This is a genomic window from Candidatus Thioglobus autotrophicus, assembly GCF_001293165.1.
Classification (GTDB): domain Bacteria; phylum Pseudomonadota; class Gammaproteobacteria; order PS1; family Pseudothioglobaceae; genus Thioglobus_A; species Thioglobus_A autotrophicus.
In genome coordinates this window covers 755,188-777,649 of the sequence record NZ_CP010552.1, presented here as the reverse complement: position 1 = coordinate 777,649, position 22,462 = coordinate 755,188, and the positions used below count along the sequence as shown (strand labels likewise).

At 42.2% G+C, this 22,462-nt stretch carries 24 protein-coding genes; 19 read left to right on the top strand and 5 right to left on the bottom strand.

Features of this window, described 5'->3' with window-relative positions; translation table 11 throughout:
- The first annotated feature begins 1 nt into the window (after position 1).
- Genes uppS through SP60_RS04160 form a run of 4 tightly spaced genes read left to right on the top strand, consistent with a single transcriptional unit; the run spans position 2 to position 3,768 of the window.
- The gene (gene uppS, locus SP60_RS08330; protein WP_053951430.1) at positions 2 to 709 is read left to right on the top strand and encodes a polyprenyl diphosphate synthase; all 708 of its coding nucleotides are present in this window, start codon (positions 2 to 4) and stop codon (positions 707 to 709) included.
- Complete coding sequence (locus SP60_RS08325) at positions 709 to 1,518, top strand: phosphatidate cytidylyltransferase (protein WP_053951429.1); 810 nt, start codon at positions 709 to 711, stop codon at positions 1,516 to 1,518. Before uppS ends, SP60_RS08325 begins: the two co-directional genes overlap by 1 nt.
- Entirely contained in the window at positions 1,515 to 2,666 is a 1,152-nt protein-coding gene (gene dxr / locus SP60_RS04165) for a 1-deoxy-D-xylulose-5-phosphate reductoisomerase (RefSeq protein WP_053951428.1), read from the top strand. Before SP60_RS08325 ends, dxr begins: the two co-directional genes overlap by 4 nt.
- Positions 2,659 to 3,768: a peptidoglycan DD-metalloendopeptidase family protein gene (locus tag SP60_RS04160; RefSeq protein WP_053951427.1), complete on the top strand. Its 1,110-nt coding sequence runs from the start codon at positions 2,659 to 2,661 to the stop codon at positions 3,766 to 3,768. Before dxr ends, SP60_RS04160 begins: the two co-directional genes overlap by 8 nt.
- Here SP60_RS04160 and SP60_RS04155 read toward each other — a convergent pair.
- On the bottom strand, positions 3,763 to 4,377 hold the full coding sequence (locus SP60_RS04155; protein ID WP_144418587.1) for a hypothetical protein: 615 nt from the start codon (positions 4,375 to 4,377) through the stop codon (positions 3,763 to 3,765). The two genes, SP60_RS04160 and SP60_RS04155, sit on opposite strands and share 6 nt — an antisense overlap.
- Positions 4,378 to 4,487: 110 nt before the next feature.
- On the opposite strand from SP60_RS04155, the gene SP60_RS04150 reads away from it, so the two are divergent.
- The 8 genes from SP60_RS04150 (at position 4,488) to ribF (ending at position 11,957) form a co-directional block, all read left to right on the top strand.
- Positions 4,488 to 5,363, top strand: a complete 876-nt coding sequence (locus SP60_RS04150; RefSeq protein ID WP_053952217.1) for a phosphoribosylaminoimidazolesuccinocarboxamide synthase — start codon at positions 4,488 to 4,490, stop codon at positions 5,361 to 5,363.
- A gap of 5 nt (positions 5,364 to 5,368) precedes the next feature.
- Positions 5,369 to 6,169, top strand: coding sequence for a DUF2797 domain-containing protein (locus SP60_RS04145; protein WP_053951425.1), 801 nt, complete (start codon positions 5,369 to 5,371; stop codon positions 6,167 to 6,169).
- Positions 6,170 to 6,179: 10 nt separating this feature from the next.
- Entirely contained in the window at positions 6,180 to 6,506 is a 327-nt protein-coding gene (locus tag SP60_RS04140) for an FKBP-type peptidyl-prolyl cis-trans isomerase (protein WP_053951424.1), read from the top strand.
- A 7-nt stretch (positions 6,507 to 6,513) separates the two neighbouring features.
- Complete coding sequence (gene alaC, locus SP60_RS04135) at positions 6,514 to 7,701, top strand: alanine transaminase (RefSeq protein ID WP_053951423.1); 1,188 nt, start codon at positions 6,514 to 6,516, stop codon at positions 7,699 to 7,701.
- A 29-nt stretch (positions 7,702 to 7,730) separates the two neighbouring features.
- On the top strand, positions 7,731 to 8,567 hold the full coding sequence (locus SP60_RS04130; protein ID WP_053951422.1) for a P-loop NTPase family protein: 837 nt from the start codon (positions 7,731 to 7,733) through the stop codon (positions 8,565 to 8,567).
- On the top strand, positions 8,567 to 9,622 hold the full coding sequence (gene metA / locus SP60_RS04125; protein WP_053951421.1) for a homoserine O-succinyltransferase MetA: 1,056 nt from the start codon (positions 8,567 to 8,569) through the stop codon (positions 9,620 to 9,622). The genes SP60_RS04130 and metA overlap by 1 nt, the downstream gene beginning before the upstream one ends.
- A gap of 4 nt (positions 9,623 to 9,626) precedes the next feature.
- Positions 9,627 to 10,754 (top strand): A/G-specific adenine glycosylase, encoded by a 1,128-nt coding sequence (gene mutY, locus SP60_RS04120; protein WP_053951420.1) that lies wholly within the window; start codon positions 9,627 to 9,629, stop codon positions 10,752 to 10,754.
- A gap of 279 nt (positions 10,755 to 11,033) precedes the next feature.
- Positions 11,034 to 11,957, top strand: coding sequence for a bifunctional riboflavin kinase/FAD synthetase (ribF, locus tag SP60_RS04115; RefSeq protein ID WP_053951419.1), 924 nt, complete (start codon positions 11,034 to 11,036; stop codon positions 11,955 to 11,957).
- On the opposite strand, the gene pyrC is transcribed toward ribF, so the two are convergent.
- From pyrC to secA, 3 genes are read right to left on the bottom strand one after another with little or no spacing between them, the layout of a single operon-like run.
- The gene (pyrC, locus tag SP60_RS04110; RefSeq protein WP_053951418.1) at positions 11,949 to 12,980 is read right to left on the bottom strand and encodes a dihydroorotase; all 1,032 of its coding nucleotides are present in this window, start codon (positions 12,978 to 12,980) and stop codon (positions 11,949 to 11,951) included. The genes ribF and pyrC overlap by 9 nt on opposite strands.
- A complete protein-coding gene (locus SP60_RS04105; RefSeq protein ID WP_053951417.1) occupies positions 12,970 to 14,046 on the bottom strand; it encodes an anhydro-N-acetylmuramic acid kinase in 1,077 nt (358 codons plus the stop codon). The genes pyrC and SP60_RS04105 overlap by 11 nt, the downstream gene beginning before the upstream one ends.
- Positions 14,039 to 16,717, bottom strand: coding sequence for a preprotein translocase subunit SecA (gene secA, locus SP60_RS04100; RefSeq protein WP_053951416.1), 2,679 nt, complete (start codon positions 16,715 to 16,717; stop codon positions 14,039 to 14,041). The genes SP60_RS04105 and secA overlap by 8 nt, the downstream gene beginning before the upstream one ends.
- A 67-nt stretch (positions 16,718 to 16,784) precedes the next feature.
- Between secA and SP60_RS04095 the strand changes: the two genes are divergently transcribed.
- From SP60_RS04095 to SP60_RS04070, 6 genes are all read left to right on the top strand, one after another.
- Positions 16,785 to 17,090 (top strand): hypothetical protein, encoded by a 306-nt coding sequence (locus SP60_RS04095; protein ID WP_053951415.1) that lies wholly within the window; start codon positions 16,785 to 16,787, stop codon positions 17,088 to 17,090.
- A 111-nt stretch (positions 17,091 to 17,201) separates the two neighbouring features.
- The gene (gene petA, locus SP60_RS04090; RefSeq protein ID WP_053951414.1) at positions 17,202 to 17,795 is read left to right on the top strand and encodes a ubiquinol-cytochrome c reductase iron-sulfur subunit; all 594 of its coding nucleotides are present in this window, start codon (positions 17,202 to 17,204) and stop codon (positions 17,793 to 17,795) included.
- 14 nt (positions 17,796 to 17,809) lie between these two features.
- Positions 17,810 to 19,036, top strand: a complete 1,227-nt coding sequence (locus SP60_RS04085) for a cytochrome b (RefSeq protein ID WP_053951413.1) — start codon at positions 17,810 to 17,812, stop codon at positions 19,034 to 19,036.
- Between the two features lies 1 nt (position 19,037).
- A complete protein-coding gene (locus SP60_RS04080; protein WP_053951412.1) occupies positions 19,038 to 19,724 on the top strand; it encodes a cytochrome c1 in 687 nt (228 codons plus the stop codon).
- An 83-nt stretch (positions 19,725 to 19,807) separates the two neighbouring features.
- Positions 19,808 to 20,437 carry a glutathione binding-like protein gene (locus SP60_RS04075; RefSeq protein ID WP_053951411.1) on the top strand — a complete coding sequence of 210 codons (630 nt, stop codon included), beginning with the start codon at positions 19,808 to 19,810 and terminating at the stop codon, positions 20,435 to 20,437.
- Positions 20,438 to 20,447: 10 nt separating this feature from the next.
- Positions 20,448 to 20,804 (top strand): ClpXP protease specificity-enhancing factor, encoded by a 357-nt coding sequence (locus SP60_RS04070; protein WP_144418586.1) that lies wholly within the window; start codon positions 20,448 to 20,450, stop codon positions 20,802 to 20,804.
- Here the strand turns inward: SP60_RS04070 and bioD are convergent.
- Entirely contained in the window at positions 20,796 to 21,452 is a 657-nt protein-coding gene (bioD, locus tag SP60_RS04065) for a dethiobiotin synthase (RefSeq protein ID WP_053951409.1), read from the bottom strand. The two genes, SP60_RS04070 and bioD, sit on opposite strands and share 9 nt — an antisense overlap.
- Before the next feature lie 39 nt (positions 21,453 to 21,491).
- On the opposite strand from bioD, the gene SP60_RS04060 reads away from it, so the two are divergent.
- Positions 21,492 to 22,457, top strand: coding sequence for a dihydroorotate dehydrogenase (locus tag SP60_RS04060; RefSeq protein ID WP_053951408.1), 966 nt, complete (start codon positions 21,492 to 21,494; stop codon positions 22,455 to 22,457).
- Positions 22,458 to 22,462: the final 5 nt, after the last annotated feature.

Below are 22,462 nucleotides of genomic sequence, written 5' to 3'. Positions count from 1 at the left end.
TATGAACATTCCAAAGCACATTGCAATTATCATGGACGGCAACGGCCGCTGGGCGTCTAAACGTAGCCTGCCTCGTATTGTTGGCCATCAACAAGGTGTTAAAGCAGTACGGACTGTGGTTAAAGCGTGTGGCGCAATGGGTGTGCAAACTTTGACTTTGTTCGCCTTCAGTAGTGAAAATAAAAACCGTTCCACTGAAGAAGTGTCCTTATTATTCAAATTATTTTTGAGCGTCCTTAAACAAGAGGTAAAAAAATTAAACAAACACAATGTACGCTTAAAGATTATTGGCGATTTATCACTATTTCCAGAAAATGTACAGAAAACAGCCATTGAAGCACAGGCGCAGTTGTCAGAAAATACAGGCCTTACGCTGGTTATTGCGGCTAATTATGGTGGCCAATGGGATATTGCACACGCTGCAAAACAAGCGGCTGAGGCAGTGGTTAAGGGTGATATTACGCCTGAAGATATTACCATCGAAGGGTTTTCAAACTACCTCTGTTTGGCGAACGAACCAGCTGTTGATTTGCTCATTCGTAGTAGTGGAGAGCTGAGAATTAGCAACTTCCTATTATGGGATATCGCCTACAGCGAGCTATATTTTACAGACACATTGTGGCCAGATTTTGACGCCACCGAGTTACAAAAAGCTATTGAAAGTTTTAATTATCGTGATCGTCGTTTTGGCTCACGCAAGGAAAATTAATGTTAGTACAAAGAATCTTAACCGCTTTAATATTGGCACCGTTATTTATTTGGGCAATCTTTGCCTTGCCAACAGAGTATTTCTCTCTCTTGCTCCTGCTATTTGTTACGCTCGGCGCCTGGGAGTTTGCCCGCCTTATCAAAATTGAACAACCCCTGTATAGGACTCTAGTTGCTTTTGGCATAACTGGGTGTGCATTAATTGCAGCACAACATGCGCAAAATGTCATAAACTTACAAGCGATTTTAGTGGTCTCTGTCATTTGGTGGGGGCTAAACCTATACTGGGTTGTGAGCTATCCAAAGCACTCGCAATCTTGGTACGGATCTGGCATTGTTAGAGTCATGGGCGGCGTGATGTTACTGGTACCGATGTGGGTTGCTTTAACTAATCTACACTCAATCCATGGTGGCGCTCATTTTTTATTACTCATGCTGCTTATTTGGGGCGCTGACTCGGGCGCCTACTTTGTTGGCAGAGCCTTTGGAAAGCACAAGCTAGCGCCAAATGTCAGTCCTGGAAAATCAATCGAGGGCGTCATAGGTGGTATCGGACTCGCTCTGATCGTTATGTTGGCATTCTTACAACAGCAAAATATCAGTATCGATTTGTACCCAGGTTATTTATTGTTGGCCGTTGTGGTTTCTAGTGTCTCGGTTCTGGGCGATTTATATGAAAGCTTGTTTAAACGCACCTCTGGCATTAAAGATAGTGGCAATATACTGCCCGGTCATGGTGGAATTCTTGATCGTATTGACTCTCTAACAGCGGCTGCACCATTTTTCCTACTGGGCCTTAGCCTTATATGATTAATATCACTTTACTTGGCGCTACCGGATCCATTGGGCAAAGCACGCTGTCTGTGGTTGATTTACATCCGGATACGTTTAATATTTTTGCATTAAGTGCTCATACAAATTGGCAATCAATGTTACAACTATGTCAAACCTATCAACCCACTTTTGCGGTCATGTCGGATGCAGATGCTGCAGAAGCCTTATCAAACAAAATCCAAGGTGACACCGTGGTCCTTTCAGGCGCCAAAGCATTGGATGAGATTGCGGCACATCAGCAAACTGACTACGTAATGGCAGCGATTGTGGGTGCTGCTGGCATGGCCTCAAGTTTAGCCGCCGCCCAAGCGGGCAAGCGCATCATGCTGGCCAATAAAGAATCCTTGGTGCTGGCTGGCGATATTTTTATGCAGGCAGTTAAAGATAATCAGGCTGAACTTATTCCTGTTGATTCAGAACATAGTGCAATTTTTCAATGCTTACAAGGTGGCAGCTCAGGCCTAAGTAAAATTCAACTTACCGCCAGCGGTGGACCGTTTCTACATACACCTCTTGCCGCACTTGAGTCAATGACGCCTGAACAAGCCTGTGCCCACCCAAATTGGTCAATGGGACGAAAAATATCTGTTGATTCGGCCACCATGATGAATAAAGGTTTGGAAGTTATTGAAGCGCACTATTTGTTTGGTTTGCCTTCCCACTGTATTGACGTAGTTGTTCATCCGCAAAGTATTGTTCACTCTTCGGTTTATTTTGAAGACGGCTCAACGCTTTCGCAACTTGGCAATCCAGACATGCGCACTGTTATTTCATACGCTATGAGCTATCCTGATCGAATAATCTCTGGCGTGCCCGCACTAGATTTAACGCAAAATTCTCCTTTAGAGTTTTACACACCAGATTTTGCTAAATTTTCTTGCTTGCGCTTAGCCTTTGAGGCATTAGAGCAAGGTGGTAGCGCTATGGGGACAATCAATGCAGCCAATGAAATTGCTGTCTCCAGCTTTCTTGGTGGCCAAATAAAATTTGTCGATATCGCGAGCGTTATTGAAAAAACCCTAGAGCAAGCTCAGCACACTCAGCCAGAAACTCTCAATGCTGTTATCAGCAATGATCAAAATGCACGCGCCATTGCTACAGAGGTTGTAAAAGCTTATGCGTAGATTTTTAGCCAGCGCTTTATTATTTTTACTGCTTATTAATTCTGGCGCCGCTCTTGCCGCAAACAATGAATATCATTTTACCGTCAAGTCGGGCGACTCACTCAGTAAGTACTTCTCTCGATTGGGCCTGTCAAATCGATTATTGGCCAATCTACTCTCAGACAGCCCCAAAAACCAACAATTAAATCAGCTCAATATTGGAGAAAAAATCACCATCCAATTGCACAATAATCGCCGTTTTAAGTCGCTCAGTTATCGCCCGCATAGCAAGAAATCAATAGAGATTTTGCTCGTTGGCACGCGCTTTGTGAGCGCCGCCAACCACAGCGAAAAAAATCTCAAACCCCTTTCAATTGTTACCGTTGTTATTAATAATTCTTTCGGCCATGATGCGCAAAAAGCAGGATTAGGATTGAGCGTTGTTAATACAGTGGTTGGGGCTTTGTCGTGGCGACTTGACTTTAACTCTGATTTACACAAGGGCGATCGTTTTTTTATTATCACAGACGGCTCCAAAAAACCGATTGGCATTATTTATAAAGGCAACAATAAGCGTATTGAAGCCTTTTTGCACACCGATAAAAATGGCAAAAGTCGCTATTACGACCGATACGGTTACACACTCAATTCTTCTTTTTTAAGAGCACCTCTTAAATACAAACGCATTAGCTCCAAGTTTCAATTAAAACGCTATCATCCCATCTTGAAAACCTATCGCCCACATAGAGCTGTCGACTATGCCGCTGACCGCGGAACGCCCGTTGTTTCAACTGCTGATGGGATTGTTAAACTAAAAGGCTGGAAGGGCGCCCTGGGAAAAGCTGTGATGATTCAACACGGGGTTAATTACACCACGGTTTATGCACACCTTTCTAAATATGCCCGATCTCTGCGCAAAGGGGGCTCGGTCAAAAAAGGTCAAATAATTGGCTATGTTGGCTCAACTGGCAGGTCTACAGGTGCACATCTACACTATGAATTACGCTTCAAAGGGGAGCGTCAAAATCCATTAAGCTACAAATTACCCAAACAAAAGAAGATTACTCGCTCAGAATTGTGGCGCTTTCGTGAGCAGGTTAACAGGATTTTGGCCAGTCTATAGCGATTGAGATTCAATCCAATGGCGCCAATTTTTAGGGGTCAGGTCTGATAAATAATCTTTTTCAATATATGTGGCCTGATAAGCCTGTGCGCCAGCAACCTTGTTTAATATAGCAAAAAGAATAAGCTCATCAATACGCTGTAATTTTTTCGTGCCTGGCACTAATGACTCATTGCGAATAATGGCTGCCATCATGGCAGATTTAGCATTGCCGTGCACTTTAAACGACTCCTCAAACAGGTTAAGCGCTAAAAATTCATTTTTAATAAACCCATGTCCGCCGTCCAATAGATAGAGCGCATACTCATAAAGTGCCGCATCATAACTTCTGCGCACTAATTTAATCAGAATCTGGTTAGCTTCACGCTCCTGAGGGGCGTACCCCATAAGCTCATTACCTTGTCTAAGTTGTTTTGATGCTTCATACATAGCATCAAAATCATTCAGATCAAACGCGCCTTTTAACAATAATGATTGCCCTCTAAGAACCACATCTTTGGAGCCAATTTCACTGCCAATTTGTATTAGACGTAGAGCGCCATCTGAAAGCGGAGATGCGCCAACATAAAAGCTTAACAGTAGAATAAAAATAGGTATTTTTTTTAACATGGCATTTTTACAAGACATTTTACCACGGCAAAAGTTATCATAATTTTAAGTCAGACAATCGATTAAAATAGAGCAAATATTTATTGCAATCATTTGTCAAAGGAAACGCTGTGGAAACTCTATTCAAAACCAATTTAAGCCTACCTCTTATTCAAAAAGGCAAGGTAAGAGATATCTATGATATCGACGATAAACGCATGCTAATTGTAACCACTGATCGTTTAAGTGCTTTTGATGTGGTTTTTGATGAAGGCATTGCTAAAAAAGGCGCAGTACTAACCTCAGTGGCTAACTTCTGGTTTGACAAAACCAGCCATATTCTGCCAAACCACCTAACTCACGAACCTTTAAATAGTGTGCTAAATACTCAAGAAGCCAAACAGATTGAAGGGCGCGGTATTATTGTCAAAAAACTAAAGCCTTTGGCAGTAGAGGCCATTGTTCGTGGCTACATTATTGGCTCGGGCTGGAAAGACTATCAGCGTACTGGTGGCGTGTGCGGCATCGCCCTGCCTAATAATTTACAATTAGCAGAAAAACTCCCAGAAGTACTCTACACACCTTCTAGTAAGGCAGCTGTTGGCGAACATGATGAAAATATTGATTTTGCAACAACCATTGATATTTTAGGCGAAGACATGGCTCAACAAGTTAAACAAGCCAGTCTCGCACTCTACCAGTTTGCTGCTGAGTTTGCGCTTGAGCGTGGCATCATCATTGCCGACACCAAATTTGAATTTGGCCTAGATGAAAACAACACGCTCACTTTAATGGATGAAGTGCTAACACCAGATTCATCGCGCTTTTGGTCGGCACAAGATTATCAAATAGGTACGAGTCCAAAGAGTTTTGACAAGCAAATTGTTCGCGACTATCTAGAAACACTAGACTGGGACAAAACCCCGCCAGCCCCAACACTGCCTCAGCATATTATTAATAAAACAGCCGAACAATACCAGCAGGTGCAGCAGCTACTAACCCAATAAATTTAATGCAATTAAGTGGCACAATTCAAAAAATGCACACCCACCTCAATAAGGGGGTCGCTCAATACCAATTGCCCATTGGGGATAAGCTGCTTAATATGAACGACCTGGTGGGCGAGGAAATTACACTAAGCTTCAACCAGCTGATTCACTGCGCTCACTGTGGCAAAAAAACCAATAAAAGCTACTCTCAGGGCTATTGCTATCCCTGCTCTCAAAAGCTAGCGAGCTGTGACTTATGCATTATGAAGCCCGAAACTTGCCATCATCATCTAGGCACTTGTCGTGAGCCTCAATGGGGGCTAGATAATTGCTTCTCACCTCACCTTGTTTACTTGGCCAACTCTTCAGGCACTAAGGTTGGCATTACGCGCAAAAGCAACACACCAAGCAGATGGATTGACCAGGGTGCGCTCAGCGCTCTGCCTATTTTAGAGGTCGATACCCGTCTAAAGTCAGGCATACTTGAGATGGCACTCAAACAGTTTGTCAATGACAAAACCAATTGGCGAAAAATGCTGAACAATGAAGTGGATCCTGTTAACTTGCCCCTCATTAGAGACGAGTTACTGGATAAAATAAAAAGCACGATTAATTCTACGGGTGCCCAGGCGCTTAACAATGAAGCTTTAGAAATAAACTACCCTGTGGTAGAATATCCCAGCAAAATTAGCTCACTAAATTTTGATAAAACACCAATAATCACTGGTGTTTTAAAAGGCATCAAGGCACAGTATTTAATACTGGACTGTGGTGTGCTTAATATTAGAAAATTTGGCGCTTACAATATAACACTAACTTATTAGGAAAAAGACTATGGCAGATTTAATCATTGAAGAATTAGCACCGGGTGAAGGCGTTGCTTGCAAAGCGGGCGACCACGTTTCTATGCACTATACAGGCTGGCTAACCAACGGCAAAAAATTTGATTCAAGCGTTGATCGCAACGACCCTTTTAACTTTCAGCTGGGTGTTGGTCAGGTGATTCCTGGCTGGGATCAAGGTGTTGACGGCATGCAAGTGGGCGGCAAGCGCAAGCTCACCATTCCTTCAAAACTAGCTTACGGAGAAATGGGCGCGGGCGGTATCATTCCACCTGATGCAACATTGGTATTTGATGTTGAGCTTTTAGCCATTCAATAAAAATATTATGAACGACGACTTTCCTAGAATTAAAAGACTTCCCGCTTATGTTTTTGCTGTTACTAACGAGCTAAAATCAAAGGCGCGAGCGCGTGGGGAAGATATTATTGACTTTGGCATGGGTAATCCAGATCAGCCAACGCCCGATCATATTGTTGAAAAACTGGTTGAAGCGGCTCGTCGAAAAGATACACATCGATACTCAACATCGCGCGGCATTCCACGTTTGCGCAAAGCAATCTCCAACTGGTATAAAAAGCGTTTTGATGTTGATATCGATCCAGAAACAGAAGCCATCGTGACCATTGGATCCAAAGAAGGTTTGGCTAACTTAGCTCAAGCAGTCGTAGGCGCCGGCGATACCGTCTTAGTGCCTAATCCTGCATATCCTATTCACCCATATGGTTTTGTGATTGCTGGTGCAGACATTCAGCACGTACCTTGCGGCCCAGATGATGACTTTCTAACCGAGCTAGAAAGATCAATCAAAAATACTTGGCCGAAGCCAAAAATGTTGGTACTAAACTATCCTTCCAATCCAACCACGGAGTGTGTGGAATTAGAGTTTTTTGAAAAAGTTATTAAAATCGCCAAAGAGCACGAAATTTGGGTTGTGCAAGATTTGGCGTATGCTGATATCGCTTTTGACGGCTATGTCGCCCCAAGCATTATGCAAGTTAAGGGTGCTAAAGATATTGCTGTTGAGTTTTTCTCGCTGTCTAAAAGCTACAACATGCCGGGTTGGCGCGTAGGCTTTATGGTGGGCAATCCAACTTTAGTTGGCGCACTAGCAAAAATAAAATCTTATCTGGATTATGGCATGTTTACCCCTATTCAAGTCGCCGCTATCGAAGCACTGGAAGGCGACCAAACCTGTGTTCGAGAGATATCAGATATGTATCAAGACCGTCGTGACGTCTTGTGCAGTGGTCTAAATGGTATTGGCTGGGAGGTAACCCCACCCAAAGCCACCATGTTTGTTTGGGCCAAAATTCCTAAATTTTACCAATCTATGGGCTCACTTGAATTTACCAAAAAACTACTCAAAATAGCCAAAGTGGGCGTCTCGCCAGGTGTTGGATTTGGTGACTATGGTGATCAATATGTACGCTTTGGTTTGATTGAAAACGAACACCGAACCCGTCAAGCCATTCGTGGCATTCGCGACATGTTTAAAGCAGATGGGTTGCTATAGATAAAAAATTGGCGTTAAAATCAAAACACATGAAACTATCTGCTAACGAATTTATCAACGCTCCAGAAAAACGCCTAACCTTGCTAGGCATGTCAGGCGTTGGCAAAACACACTTGGCCAAACTCCTGTCAAAGCAAGATGCCTATTTTCACTACTCAGGCGACTATCGCATTGGCGCCCAATACCTTAATAACGACATTCTCGCTAACGTAATCGACAGAGTAAAGCAGGATGATTGGCTTAAAAGCCTATTAGAAAACGAATCAATCAGCATTCAAAATAATATCACCTTTGACAATCTATCTTCAGCGTCCGCCTTTTTAGGAAAGGTTGGAAATCCTGAATTAGGCGGACTGCCAATTGATGAGTTTACACGTCGCCAAGCCTTACACAAACAAGCTGAAATACAAACCATGTTAGATGTACCCAGCTTTATTACTAGAGCGCAACAACAAGGCACGGGTAACTTTATTAATGATGCGGGCGGCAGTTTGTGCGAATTAGACAACGAAGATGTTTATAAAACGCTGGCCAAACACACAACAATCTTATATATTCGTGCCAGCAAAACCAACGAAAGTACGCTGATTGAGCGCGCTCAAACACACCCCAAGCCTTTGTATTACCAAGGCGAATTTTTACAAGAACAACTGGCTGTTTATTTAGCAGAAAACCAGCTAACTTATGTCGCACAAATTAATCCAGATGCCTTTGTACGTTGGATATTTCCGCGCTTATTAGAACACCGTAAGCCCAAATATGAGCAAATTGCACAGCAGTATGGCTACACCATTGACAGTGAAGATTTATATCAATGTCGCCGTGCTGATGAGGTGCTTGAGCTAATTGCAGGAGCCATGTCCTAATGCCTTTAATCGCCCACTCAAAGCTCCCTTCTTTTGCACGACTCAAATCTGAAGGAGAGGTGGTTTTAAGCAAGGATCGCGCCAATCACCAAGTGATTCGTGAGCTGCATATTGGCCTGCTAAACTTAATGCCTGATGCGGCTTTAGAAGCGACAGAACGCCAGTTTTTCCGCCTAATTGGTCAGTCTAACCAAATTGCGCAATTTTATTTACATCCTTTCACACTACCCTCTGTTAAACGTGGCGACAAAGCCGCCAAACACATTAGCGAACATTATCAGAGTTTTGATGAGATCAAGGCCCAAGGCCTAGATGCGCTCATTATTACTGGTGCACATGTTGAGCAAGCTGACCTAAAAAAAGCGCCTTTTTATCATGACCTTAAAACAGTGATTGATTGGTCGTATACTAATGTCACCTCGACTTTATGCTCTTGTCTAGCCACTCATGCGGTGATGGAGTTTCGCTATCAACAAAAACGCCAGGCCATTGGCAAAAAGTGCTGGGGTGTCTTCAAGCATCAAATTGCGGACCGCAGCCATCCTCTGGTCAGTGGCGTTAACACCAATTTTAATGTGCCTCATTCGCGCTTTAATGAAATTACCAAGCAGCAGTTTGCAGCAGCCGGTATTAAGATTTTGGTTGATAGTGAGGTTGGTGCGCATTTATGCGTCAGCGAAGACTTATTGCGTATTGTCTTTTTTCAAGGGCACCCTGAATATGACACTATTAGCTTACTTAAAGAGTACAAGCGTGAAATTATGGCGTATTTATCAGGCTCTCGCGCCGATTATCCCATTGTGCCTATGCATTATTTGGGTGAACAAAACAAGGCTATCTTAAACGAATACAAAACCAAATTGATCGCTGGTGAGCTCGACATTAGCGACTTTCCTGAAGGCTTGATTAGTCAAACACTGGATAATACCTGGCATGATGCTACACGCCAAATAATTAGCAACTGGATCGGCTGCATGTATCAAACCACCCATGAAGATGTCAACAAACCCTTTATGGACAACATCGATCCTAAAGACCCTTTAAAACTTAAATAAGGCCTTGTCATCACTTGCTAGTCAGCTACTCGTTTGGTTTGATCTTCATGGACGCACCAATCTTCCTTGGCAAGCGACATACAGCAGTCCTCTGGGAGGGCAGGCGACATACAGTACATGCGATTTACAGCAGTCCTCTGGGAGGAGTCCTCTGGGAGGGCAGATAGAACAGAAAGCCAAGCCAAATGTCTATCATATTTGGCTGAGCGAAGTCATGCTACAACAAACTCAAGTAGACACTGTGATTGATTATTTTAATCGCTTTATCCACCATTTCCCCACGCTAAACAGCCTAGCCGATGCATCAGAAGATGCTGTTCTGGCTCAGTGGGCCGGACTAGGTTATTATGCTAGAGCCAGAAATCTGCATAAAACTGCCAAAATTATTATGCGCGACTATCAGGGCAATTTCCCGCAAATATTTGAACAGGTACTTGCCCTTCCTGGTATTGGAAAATCTACTGCCGGCGCCATACTAGCGCTCGGATTCAACCAAAGACAGGCTATTTTAGACGGCAATGTAAAGCGGGTTTTATCAAGAGTATATCAGCTCAAGGGGCATTACGCCCAAAGCAGTGTGCTCAAAGAACTGTGGCGCTTGGCCGAATATCATACACCTGGTGTTCGAACTGCTCACTACACACAGGCGATTATGGATTTGGGTGCAACACTTTGCACACGCACTCAGCCCAGATGTTCGCATTGCCCGATTAGTACAATGTGCGGCTCTTATAAAAACCAAACGCAGGCACACTACCCTGAAGCCAAGCCAAAAAAACTAAAGCCGAGTCGCTCTATCGCTATGCTGATTTTCACTAACGATAATAAAATTCACCTACAAAAACGCCCAAATAAAGGGATTTGGGGCGGATTATGGAGCTTTGTAGAATGTGAAGATAACGTACAATCGATTGAGAAATCCATACTACAGTTTGATCCACTCGCTGAAATTGCCAAACATTTGCCAATTTTTAAGCACACCTTTACGCATTATCATTTGCACATTCATCCAATTATGATTAACTGTTATTCGACTCAGGCAGAATTCTATCCACCCGATAACTTAAAATTTGGCGTGCCAAAACCAGTTGAAACCCTGATTTCCCAAATGACGTGCTCAGCAGACAATTGAAAATTTTGGAAATAATGCAAATGGACAAAAAATCAGTAAAAATGACTGAAAAAGAATTAAAAAATCGAGTTTTAGACTGCTAAATAAAGACTTTAATCCCTAAAAACCTTAAAAACGGCTTTATATGCCAATAACATCTTAAAAAAAACCCGCTAAAAAACGCATCGTCAAATATTTCGTAAATTTTAAGAACGGGGCGCTTTGAGCATTCATTAATCAATAAAACCCACAACTCAAACGCAAGTAAGTTTTATCAGGCAAATAGATTAAAATAGGCGCATGAATATTATTCGCGGACTGCATAATTTAACAAACCTTTCAGGCAGTGTTGTGACTATTGGTAATTTTGATGGCGTCCATATAGGCCATCAACAGATTATTTCACGCCTAGTGGCTCAAGCAAAAACACTAAACTTGCCTTCTGTGCTCATTTCGTTTTCCCCTACGCCGCAAAGTTTTTTTGGTCGTGATCAGGCCCTATTAACCGGCTTTAAGCAAAAACAGTTGCTGCTGGAAAAGCTGGGGCTGGACACTCATTTAATCATTACTTTTAATCAGCCATTTTCCAAGCTTAGTGCGGATGACTTTATACAAAAAATCTTACTAGAGAAGCTGGGAATGAAGTTTTGTCTAATTGGTGATGATTTTAGATTTGGCTCGGGAAGAACAGGAAACTTCAAACTATTACAGTCATTTGCTCAACAATATGCGTTTGAAGTAGAAAGCACACCAAGCGTTCTGTGTCATTCTCAACGAGCCAGCAGTACAAAAATTCGCACGTTTTTAGCACAAGGCGCACTCCCACAGGCCTCGCAAATGCTAGGTCGAGATTTTGCCATTTGTGGGAAAATTATTCACGGCAAACAACTGGGCAGAACCATTGACTTTCCAACCATCAATATTCCCATTAAACGCAATATCAGCCCAGTTTTAGGGGTTTTTGCTGTACAGGTTCAGCTACTTGGAAAAACCTTTAATGGTGTTTGTAACATCGGCAAACGGCCCACGGTTAATGGTGAAAACATCCTGCTAGAGGTGTTTTTGTTTAATTTTAAGAAAACAGTTTACGGTGAATTTGCCAACGTTATCTTTAAGCAGCAAATCAGAGAAGAACAAAAGTTTGACTCTTTTGAGCAGCTTAAAGAACAAATTAAACTAGATGTTGAAATCGCTAAAGATTTCTTTCAACAAACGCTAAACTAACTGCCAAGACAACACTTGCCCCGCCATAAATGGCACAATAGTTGAGCCTGCATATTCATAGCTTTCTGGCACAGTCCAGTCTTTCTTGGCTAGAGTAATAGTGCGAGTATTGCGCGGCAGACCATAAAAATCGGGACCAAACTTTGAGGCAAAACCTTCCAGTTTGTCTAATGCATTTCTTGACTCAAACGCCGTTGCATAAAGCTCGATCGCACAATGTGCGCTTAAAATACCGGCGCAACCACAAGCTGACTCTTTGGCATCTTTGGCGTGTGGCGCAGAGTCTGTTCCTAAGAAAAATTTCTCATTGCCGCTAGTAGCTGCGTCCAATAAGGCTATTTGGTGCGGATTTTCTCGCTTAAGAATGGGCAGACAGAAGTAATGCGGGCGAATGCCGCCAACCAGCATATCATTACGATTTGCCAGTAAATGATGCGGGGTAATCGTAGCTGCTACCTGCTGATCACTGGCCAAAACAAAGTCAACCGCATCCTTTGTAGTGATATGCTCAAAGACAATTTTAAGCGCCGGAAAGTCTTTAACAATTTGACTCAACACTCGATCAATAAATACTGCCTCACGATCAAAAATATCAATATCAACATGTGTCACTTCTCCATGCACCAGCAGCAGCATGCCTGTTTTGCTCATCATCTCTAGCGCTGGATAGATGTTTTTAATATCAGTCACGCCACTATCAGAATTTGTTGTCGCGCCTGCAGGATAGAGCTTGGCCGCTTTGACAAAAGGGCTTTTAGCTGCATTTTCAATATCTTTAGCGCTGGTATTATTGGTTAAATATAGCACCATCAAAGGGTCAAATTCAGTATCAGCAGGCAATGCAGCAAGGATTTCGTTACGGTATGCTTGTGCTTGCTCGGCACTAGTAACTGGTGGATTTAGGTTTGGCATAATAATGGCTCTTGCCATTTGCTTAGCACTCATACCAATAACAGACTTTAGCGCCTCTCCAGAGCGGACATGTAGATGCCAGTCGTCTGGTTGAAGTAGTTTAAATTGCATAGATCGCTCCTAATATTCTCGTTTGTTTTGCACCGGTCACCTGGGTTAAGTTTGAGGTTTTTCCGGCTAAAGTACGCTGTGCAAAAAAAGCAAAGGCAGCCGCTTCAACATAATCGACATGTATGCCTAGCTCGCTAGTATCCATGATATTACTAGACAGATTTAGATAGTTTAAACGTTCCACCAAAAAGGCATTATGAACACCACCGCCACATAAATAGACATCGACTCCTGCCGGTATATACTGAGAAACACTCAGCGCCGTCAACTCTAACAAGGTTCTTTGAACATCTGCGGGCGCCTCATCGCCCGATAAGCACTTATCCAGCCAAGTAAGGTTAAAATATTCCGGACCTGTACTTTTAGGCGGTTTTTTCTGAAAATAAGCATCTGTTAGCATTCTCTCTAACAAAGCTTGGTCAACCAGCCCACTTCTAGCCCATAAACCATCGCGATCGTAGTCTAGCGATTTACAGCGCTTGATCCAATTATCCAGTAGTGTGTTTGCCGGCCCGGTATCAAATCCGACAACCTGATTGCCGCTGAGTTGCGTTAAGTTTGCCATGCCGCCTAAGTTAATCACCATACCGGACTTACCATTAAGCAGGTGCTGATGATACGCTGGCGTAAGTGGCGCGCCCTGACCGCCAGCAGCAACATCCTGCATGCGAAAATCTGCAACCGTTGTTATCTGAGTTTTTTGCGCTATCAATGCACCATGTGCAATTTGCATAGAATATTTGCCGCCTTGATGGTAAATGGTTTGCCCGTGTGAGCCAATAGCCACAATCTGCTCAGATACAAGACCGGAATTAGACAGCAATAACAAGGCCGTATCGGCAAAAAATTCTGCCACATGAATATCGATTTCAGCTAAATTTTGCAATGAAGTTTGCCCGCTTTGTGTCAACTGACGCAAACTATCCTTAAGCTGCTCTGAATAGGGCATATACGCTTGATTAATTATCTTCTGGGTATTGCCGTCAATAATAACACCGTCAACGCCGTCTAGACTAGTGCCGGACATCAACCCAATGTAATATTGGGCGTTGTCCGTATCAGCCATGACAGTTTTTATATTTTTTGCCTGACCCACACGGACAAGGGTCGTTGCGACCCACCTTGTCATCTTCTCGCTGATAAGTTTGCTGTTCTACTGCTGCTACTTCATGATCATCAACACCGGTTGTGCCAAGCTCTTCATGCTGCGCTTCAGCGGCTTGATTGTCTTGTTGTTCAACATCAGCAGCATCGGTATTTTCATTAATAGTTACGCTTGATAAAGACTTGACGACTTCAATATCAATGGTATCCAACAGCTCTGTAAACATAGCAAAAGATTCACGTTTGTACTCTTGGGTCGGGTTTTTTTGAGCATAGCCGCGCAAGTTAACACTTTGTCGCAAATAATCCATAGCAGCCAAATGCTCTTTCCAATAATGGTCAAGCGTTTGCAACATCACTGCTTTTTCAAATCCACGCATAGATTCGCCACCAACCATTTCCTCTTTATAGTCACAAATTGCACTCAAACCTTCAATAATTCTACTTTCCAGTTCATCAACATCAACCCCTTCATCAAGCCACTGTTGCAAAGGAAAATCTGCCTTATAATCTGACTTTAAGGCGTTATGCAAGCCTTCAACATCCCAGTCTTCCTCGGCTTGTTCTGAGGTAATATAGCCTGAAAATAAAGCACTAATAACGCTCTTTCTAATACTAATAAATCGATTTTGAACATCGTCTGTATCCATCAACTCGTCGCGTAATGTGTAGATAACCTTGCGCTGGTCGTTGGCGACATCATCGTATTCTAGTAAGTTCTTACGCGCATCATAGTTCATGCCTTCAACTTTTCGCTGAGCGTTTTCAATGGCTCGATTAACCATCTTATGTTCAATGGCCTCGCCTTTTTCCATGCCCAATCTTTGCATCATTGTCGCCATTTTTTCACTGGCAAAAATGCGCATTAGATTGTCTTCTAATGACAGATAAAAACGGGTTGAGCCTACATCGCCTTGACGACCAGAGCGGCCACGCAATTGATTATCAACACGACGAGACTCGTTGCGTTCCGTGCCAACAATATGCAAGCCACCAGCAGCAATCACTTTAGAGTTTTCACCATGCCAGTCTTGTTTTTGTTGTTCTGTTGCATCATCAGGCAGTTTTCCACCTAATACAATATCGGTGCCACGTCCTGCCATATTAGTAGCAATGGTGACTGCACCAACCGCACCAGCATTAGCAATAATGATCGCCTCTCTCTCATGTTGTTTGGCGTTTAACACCTCATGCTTAATCTTTTTATTAGTGAGTAATGCAGAAATCGCTTCTGAATTCTCAATACTACTAGTACCTACCAACACAGGCTGCCCTGTTTTCTGACAACTGCCCACATCATTGGCAATAGCCTCTAATTTTTCTTCTAACGTCAGGTAAATTTGATCCGTTCTGTCGTTTCTTTGTGAGATTTCATTAGGCGGAATAACCACAGTCTCCAAGCCATAAATATCTTGAAATTCAACCGCTTCAGTGTCTGCCGTACCTGTCATGCCAGACAACTTTCCATACAATCTGAAATAATTTTGAAAAGTGATTGAGGCTAGTGTCTGGTTTTCTTTCTTGATACTGACATTTTCTTTAGCCTCAATTGCCTGGTGCAAGCCCTCACTCCAACGACGCCCCGGCATAGTTCTACCAGTAAACTCATCGACAATCACAATTTCGTCGCCATCAACAATATAGTGGTCGTCCTTTTGAAACAAGATGTGTGCTCTAAGGGCCGAATTAATGTGCTGCATTAACAAAATATTGCTTGCATCATAAAGACTCGCGCCTGCGGCTAGTGCGCCCGCATCGATCAGCAAGTCTTCTGCTTTCGAATGGCCGTCATCTGTCAAAAATACCTGTTTATGCTTTTCATCAACTGTATAGTCTCCAGCCACTTCTACGATAATTTCCTTACCTTCGCCACTCTCAACTTGCTTGGTAAAATTAGGAATCATATGATTAATGGCCTTGTACACTTCGGCATAATCTGCTGCAGGGCCTGAAATAATCAAAGGTGTTCTGGCTTCATCAATCAAAATTGAATCCACTTCGTCAACAATAGCAAAATTTAACGCTCGTTGCACTTTTTGATCCGTGGTAAAGGCCATATTGTCACGTAGATAGTCAAAGCCCAGCTCATTATTAGTTGCGTACACCACATCACATGCGTAAGCCGCCTGCTTCTCTTCTGGAGATCTATTGGAGGCAATAATACCAACGCTTAATCCTAAAAATTCAAGCACTTTGCCCATCCACTGCGCGTCACGTTCAGCCAAGTAGTCATTCACAGTAACAACATGTACGCCTTTATCACTTAATGCATTTAGATAGGCGGGCAGAGTTGCCACTAGAGTTTTGCCCTCGCCGGTACCCATTTCTGCAATATTGCCGTCATTTAACACCATGCCACCAATAAGCTGTACATCATGGTGTCTTAAGCCTAGTACTCTTGTGCTGGCTTCGCGCATGACTGCAAAAGCCTCTATTAACAAATCATCTAATGATGTCTTATTTGAGTAGCGCTCTTTAAATTCTTGGGTTTTTGCTCGCAACTGCTCGTCACTCAAGGCTTGCATATCAGTTTCTAGTGCATTAATACTTGCAACAGTCTTGCTTAATTGCTTAACCAATCGATCATTTCTAGAGCCGACAATCTTAGATAAAATTTTATTTATAATACTCATTAGAATCTAAAGAACTATTTTACAAAAAAATCCTATTTTCTCATAGATAAACTAGCCTTTGCATCAAATGTGTCCGTATAAACCAACAACTAATATTTCAAATTTTTCTCCCAATGGTGATCTTGGTCAGTTGTTTGCTCAAGCTAAAATTTACAACGAGATCAATGCACAGCTCACGCCTAAATTGCCGGAGACTTTAAAAACCCTGGAACTCTGTTTAATTAAAGACGGCGCAGCTACCCTAATCGCCAGTAATCCCGCTATCGCCTCGCGAGCAAAACAACAGACTCATGAATTACTAACGCTTTTACAATCTGTTTCTCTAGCTGGCAAAATAGACCGCATAAACATAAAGGTCTCTATCAAGCAATAACGCAATAACACGCCAATTGTTTATCATACAATAAGAATATTACAGTATAATTATTGGGTTTTTCAATGTAGATTTATTCTATAAACATTTAAAATAAAGGACTGAAATTTTATGTCGGAACAAGAAATAGACTTAAAGAAAAGGCGCTTTTTAACGGGTGCCACCAGCGTTGTTGGCGCTGTTGGCGTTGGTTTTGTATTGGTGCCGTTTTTATCATCTTGGATGCCATCAGCACGCGCAAAAGCAGCTGGCGCACCTGTTGATGTAGACATCTCAAAATTAGAAGAGGGTCAGCTTGTTCGTGTACTTTGGCGCAAAAAACCCGTATGGATCTTTAAGCGTGACACCGATACAATCGCAAGATTGGATACATTAGACGATATTTTAGTTGATCCAAACAATGACGAGCCTCAGCAGCCTGATTACGCCAAAAATACCTGGCGCTCTATTAATCCTGAAATTGCCGTTATTATTGGTATTTGCACACACTTAGGTTGTTCCCCTACTTATCGCCCTGAATTGGGTGCGGCAGATTTAGGTGGCGACGAGTGGCAGGGTGGATTTTACTGCCCTTGTCACGGCTCTAAATTTGACTTAGCAGGACGCGTTTTCAAAAATGTTCCGGCGCCAATCAACTTAGCTATCCCACCTTATCACTTTGTATCAGACACGCTTGTTCGCTTAGGTGTTGATCCACAAGCATAATTATTGGAGAGAAAATGGACAACAATAAAAACTGGATAGATCAAAGATTCCCGCTGACCAAAGTCTGGAATGAGCATTTAGCCGAATACTACACACCTAGAAACTTTAATTTTTGGTACTTTTTTGGCTCTTTAGCAATCTTAGTATTGGTTATTCAAATCCTAACTGGCGTATTCTTAACCATGCACTTCAAACCTGATGCAGCGCTTGCTTTTGCATCAGTAGAATATATTATGCGTGATGTTGACTGGGGTTGGTTGATTCGCTACATTCACTCAACAGGTGCTTCTGCCTTCTTTGTAGTTATTTATCTACACATGTATCGTGGCATGCTTTACGGTTCATATAAAGCGCCTCGAGAATTGATTTGGATTCTTGGCATGGTGCTCTACATCGCCCTAATGGCTGAAGCCTTTATGGGTTACGTACTTCCGTGGGGCCAAATGTCTTACTGGGGTGCTAAAGTTATTATTAACTTATTTGGCTCATTCCCAATTGTAGGTGAGCTAATTTTAGAGTTTATTTTGGGTGACTATGCGGTCGGAGACCCGGTACTAAATCGATTCTTCTCTCTACATGTAATCGCCATTCCTTTAATTTTGGTTATTTTGGTATTTTTGCACATTGTAGCTTTACATACGGTTGGCTCAAACAATCCAGATGGCGTTGAAATCAAACAAAATAAAGATGCTAACGGCATACCGAAAGACGGCATACCATTCCACCCATACTATAGTGTTAAAGACATTATGGGCGTGGTTGTATTCTTGATGATTTTTACTTCGATTGTCTTCTTTGCACCGGCATTAGGCGGCTACTTTTTGGAGGCTCCAAACTTTGTTGAAGCGAATCCGCTTAAAACGCCTGATCACATTGCACCTCTTTGGTATTTAACACCGTTCTATTCGGTGTTAAGAGCTATTCCACCGATGTTTGGATCGCAACTGCCAGGTGTGTTAGCTATGTTTGCTGCACTCTTAATTCTGATTGCATTGCCATGGTTGGACCGCTCTAAAGTTAAGTCAATTAGATACCGTTCATGGCCTTATAAAGCAGCATTGACAATTTTTGTCATTACTTTTATTGTATTGGGTTGGCTTGGTATGCAGGCAGTAACACCACTGTACAGTCTAATGGCGCAAATTTTCACCGCACTTTACTTTGCATTCTTTATTCTAATGCCTTGGTTTACTTCAATTGGTAAAACCAAGCCAGTACCTGAAAGAACGACGGAGCATTAATATGAAAACATTCCTAACAACACTGTCTACAGTTGCAGCAATCATTATCTCTTTTAACGTTAATGCATCCGGCGCTGGCGTTCATTTAGATCATGCTAATACTGATATAACCGATGAAGATTCATTGCAACGAGGCGCTAAATCGTTCATGAACAGCTGTTCAGGCTGTCACTCGATTGAGCTAATGCGTTACAATCGTATTGCTAAAGATTTAAACATCGATGAAGCTGATATGGCTGCAAACCTGATGTTCAATGCTGACAAAACAGGTAGTACGGTATTTTCATCAATGCCTGTTGATGGTGCAAAAGAGTGGTTTGGTACAACGCCACCTGATTTATCACTAACAGCTAGAGCAAGAGGAACAGACTGGATTTACACTTACTTAAAAGGATTTTATGCAGATGATACGCGCCCTTATGGTGTCAACAATCATGTACTAGAAAACGCCTCAATGCCGGATGTCCTATGGCAATCAAAGCAAGACAAATCAGAACAAGACTTTAATCGAGAGGTAAGAGATATTACCAACTTCCTAGACTATGTCTCGGAACCTGTAAAACTGATTAGATACGAGATTGGCGTTAAAGTCCTGGGCTTTTTATTCATCCTATTTATTCTTTCTTACTTATTGAAAAAAGAGTACTGGAAAGATGTTAAGTATGGAAAATGGCGTGCTAAAGATTAGCTAAATTATCAACATCACAACCCACAACAGTGTCCTTTAAAATAAGGGATGCTGTTTTTTTGATTTTAAAAAGGTAGAAACTTATGTTAACAAAACCTAACCCGTCTTCAACAACGCTGTACTCTTCTCCGCAAGAGATTGAATCACATGTAGTACGCTTTATTATGGCTGAAAAAAACATTGAAAGAGATGTATTTAATCTCAAGATTGATGAGATGCCAGAAGAGATTTTAGAATTAAATCCATGCCAATCACTACCAACTTTATTTGATCGCGGTATTGTTCTTTATGATCTATCTGTCATTATGGAATACCTGGATGAAAGATTTCCGTTCCCACCATTATTACCCGTTGATCCAATCGAAAAATCTGAGAAACGTTTGATGATTTTTAGATTTACCCGTTCTGCAGGCTGTTGGTTTGAATTGGCCAATACCATTGAAACAGGTAGCAAAAAAGAAGCTGACGAAGCTCGCAAAATTTTAAAGAGCAATTTAATCGAATTAGTGCCTTTATTTGCTTACAAGCCTTTCTTTAAAAGTGATGAAATGACCATTGTTGACGCTTGTTTAGCGACTTTATTATGGCGTTTAAAGAAATTAGATATCGATTTAGGTGCGCCAGGAAAAGCAGTTACCGACTACGCCAAAAGACTCTTTGCAAGAGACTCTTTTAAAGCATGCTTAACGGATTGCGAAAAAGAGTACAACTAAAAATTTAGCTGTGGTTTCTGTTACGCCTTACTTAATTAGAGCCTACCACCAATGGATGGAAGACTCTGATCTAACAGCACATATTCTAGTTGATTGTAGTCATCCAGCAGTTGTTGTGCCTAAGCAGTTTATTCAACAAGATAAGATTGTTCTTAACATTGCCAGCTCTGCAACTGAATCTCTTATCTTGGCTGATGAGAGTATCAATTTTAAAGCTCGGTTCTCAGGCCAATCTGTTGATGTTTATATACCGACCCATGCGGTACTGAGTATCTATGCAGGAGAAAATGGCGAGGGTATGATGTTTGAAACCCAGCAGCAGCCAGTAGAATCTGAGCACAAACCTGGATTGACACTACTAGACTAAGAAAGGCCCATCTAATGCTAATATTTCACTCATTTGCTGGTTAAATTGAGCGCTCAACGCCTGATTATAAAGAACAACCCTACATTGCCCATAATGCTTAATAGCACTGGCATTATTAAGCGTGTTGGGCTCAAACTGATTTAAAACAACACAGCTAATTTCAAGTTGATATTGGCGCGCCACCTTAATTGTTAGTAAGGCTTGGTTAATAGCGCCCAACCCATCCTTGACCACAATAACCAGCGGCAGTGCTAGCGACTTAGCCAAATCAATATTAAGCGTATCTTCTGCCAATGGCGACAACAGCCCGCCTGCACCTTCAACAACAACAAATGTATCGCTCGCACAAGCATCGACTAATTGCTCAAGAGATAATTTAACGTTTTCTGCTTTACTGGCGCTTTCAGCATTACTACACTGTAAAAACTTATAAGGGCACACTGTATCAATATCATCCGCAACATTACTCGCAGCTAATAGCTTGAGGGCGTCCTTGGTTACCAAGCCTCCATCAACCTTGCGGCAATCACTTTCAACAGGCTTTCTGACAGAAACCAATCTTGATTGAGTTAACAGATGTATGAGGTGTTGAGCAATAAACGTTTTTCCAACGTCAGTGCCACTCCCACTAATAAACAAGCCTTTCATAATTACTAATTTTAACAGCAAAAATGTATAATACCGCGTATGCATAAAAACTTAAAAACTCAGTTCTGCGGTCTAGATCTAGACTCCCCAATTGTTCTTCTATCTGGCTGTGTCGGTTTCGGTGAGGAATACACTAGGATCGAAGGCTTTTCTAATACAGATGTCGGCGCTATTTGCCTTAAAGGAACAACTCTAGAGCCTCGTCTTGGCAACATCCCTAGTCGTGTTACAGAAACCCCTGAGGGTATGATTAACGCGATTGGATTACAAAATCCAGGCGCTGATGTTGTGATTAATGAAATCATGCCAACACTAGACAAAGCCGAAACCCGTTTCATTATTAACATTTCAGGCTCCTCAGTTGAAGAGTATGGCGAAATTGCCAAGCGTTTTGATGATTCTGATATTGATGCAATTGAGATTAATATCTCTTGTCCGAATGTCAAAGAAGGCGGGGTGGCATTTGGTAATGACCCAGAGATGTCTTATCGAGTGGTTGACATTTGCCGTAAAAATACCACAAAACCTCTTGTTACCAAACTATCTCCCAATCAAACCAATATTGCACTCAGCGCTCAGCGCTGTATTGATGCGGGCACTGATGGACTAGCGGTGATCAACACGCTCATGGGTATGTCGATTAATACTCAAACCAGACGTCCAATTATTGGCAATAATCAAGGGGGTTTATCGGGTCCAGCCATCAAACCGGTTGCCCTCTTAAAAGTGCATCAAGTGTATCAAGTGAGTCAGCAATACAACATCCCTATTATTGGTCAGGGTGGCATTATGACGGCTAATGACGCCATCGAATTTATTATTGCAGGTGCTTCGACTGTTGGCATTGGCACAGCTCTATTTTACGATCCACTGGTTTGTCCAAAAATTAATGCCGGTATTAGTCAATACTTAATCGAGCATAATTTAGATAGTGTTAGTGATCTAGTTGGAACACTACAGCTTAATTCTGCCGTCTCACCCTGTGATACCGACTCAAACAAATAAAACCC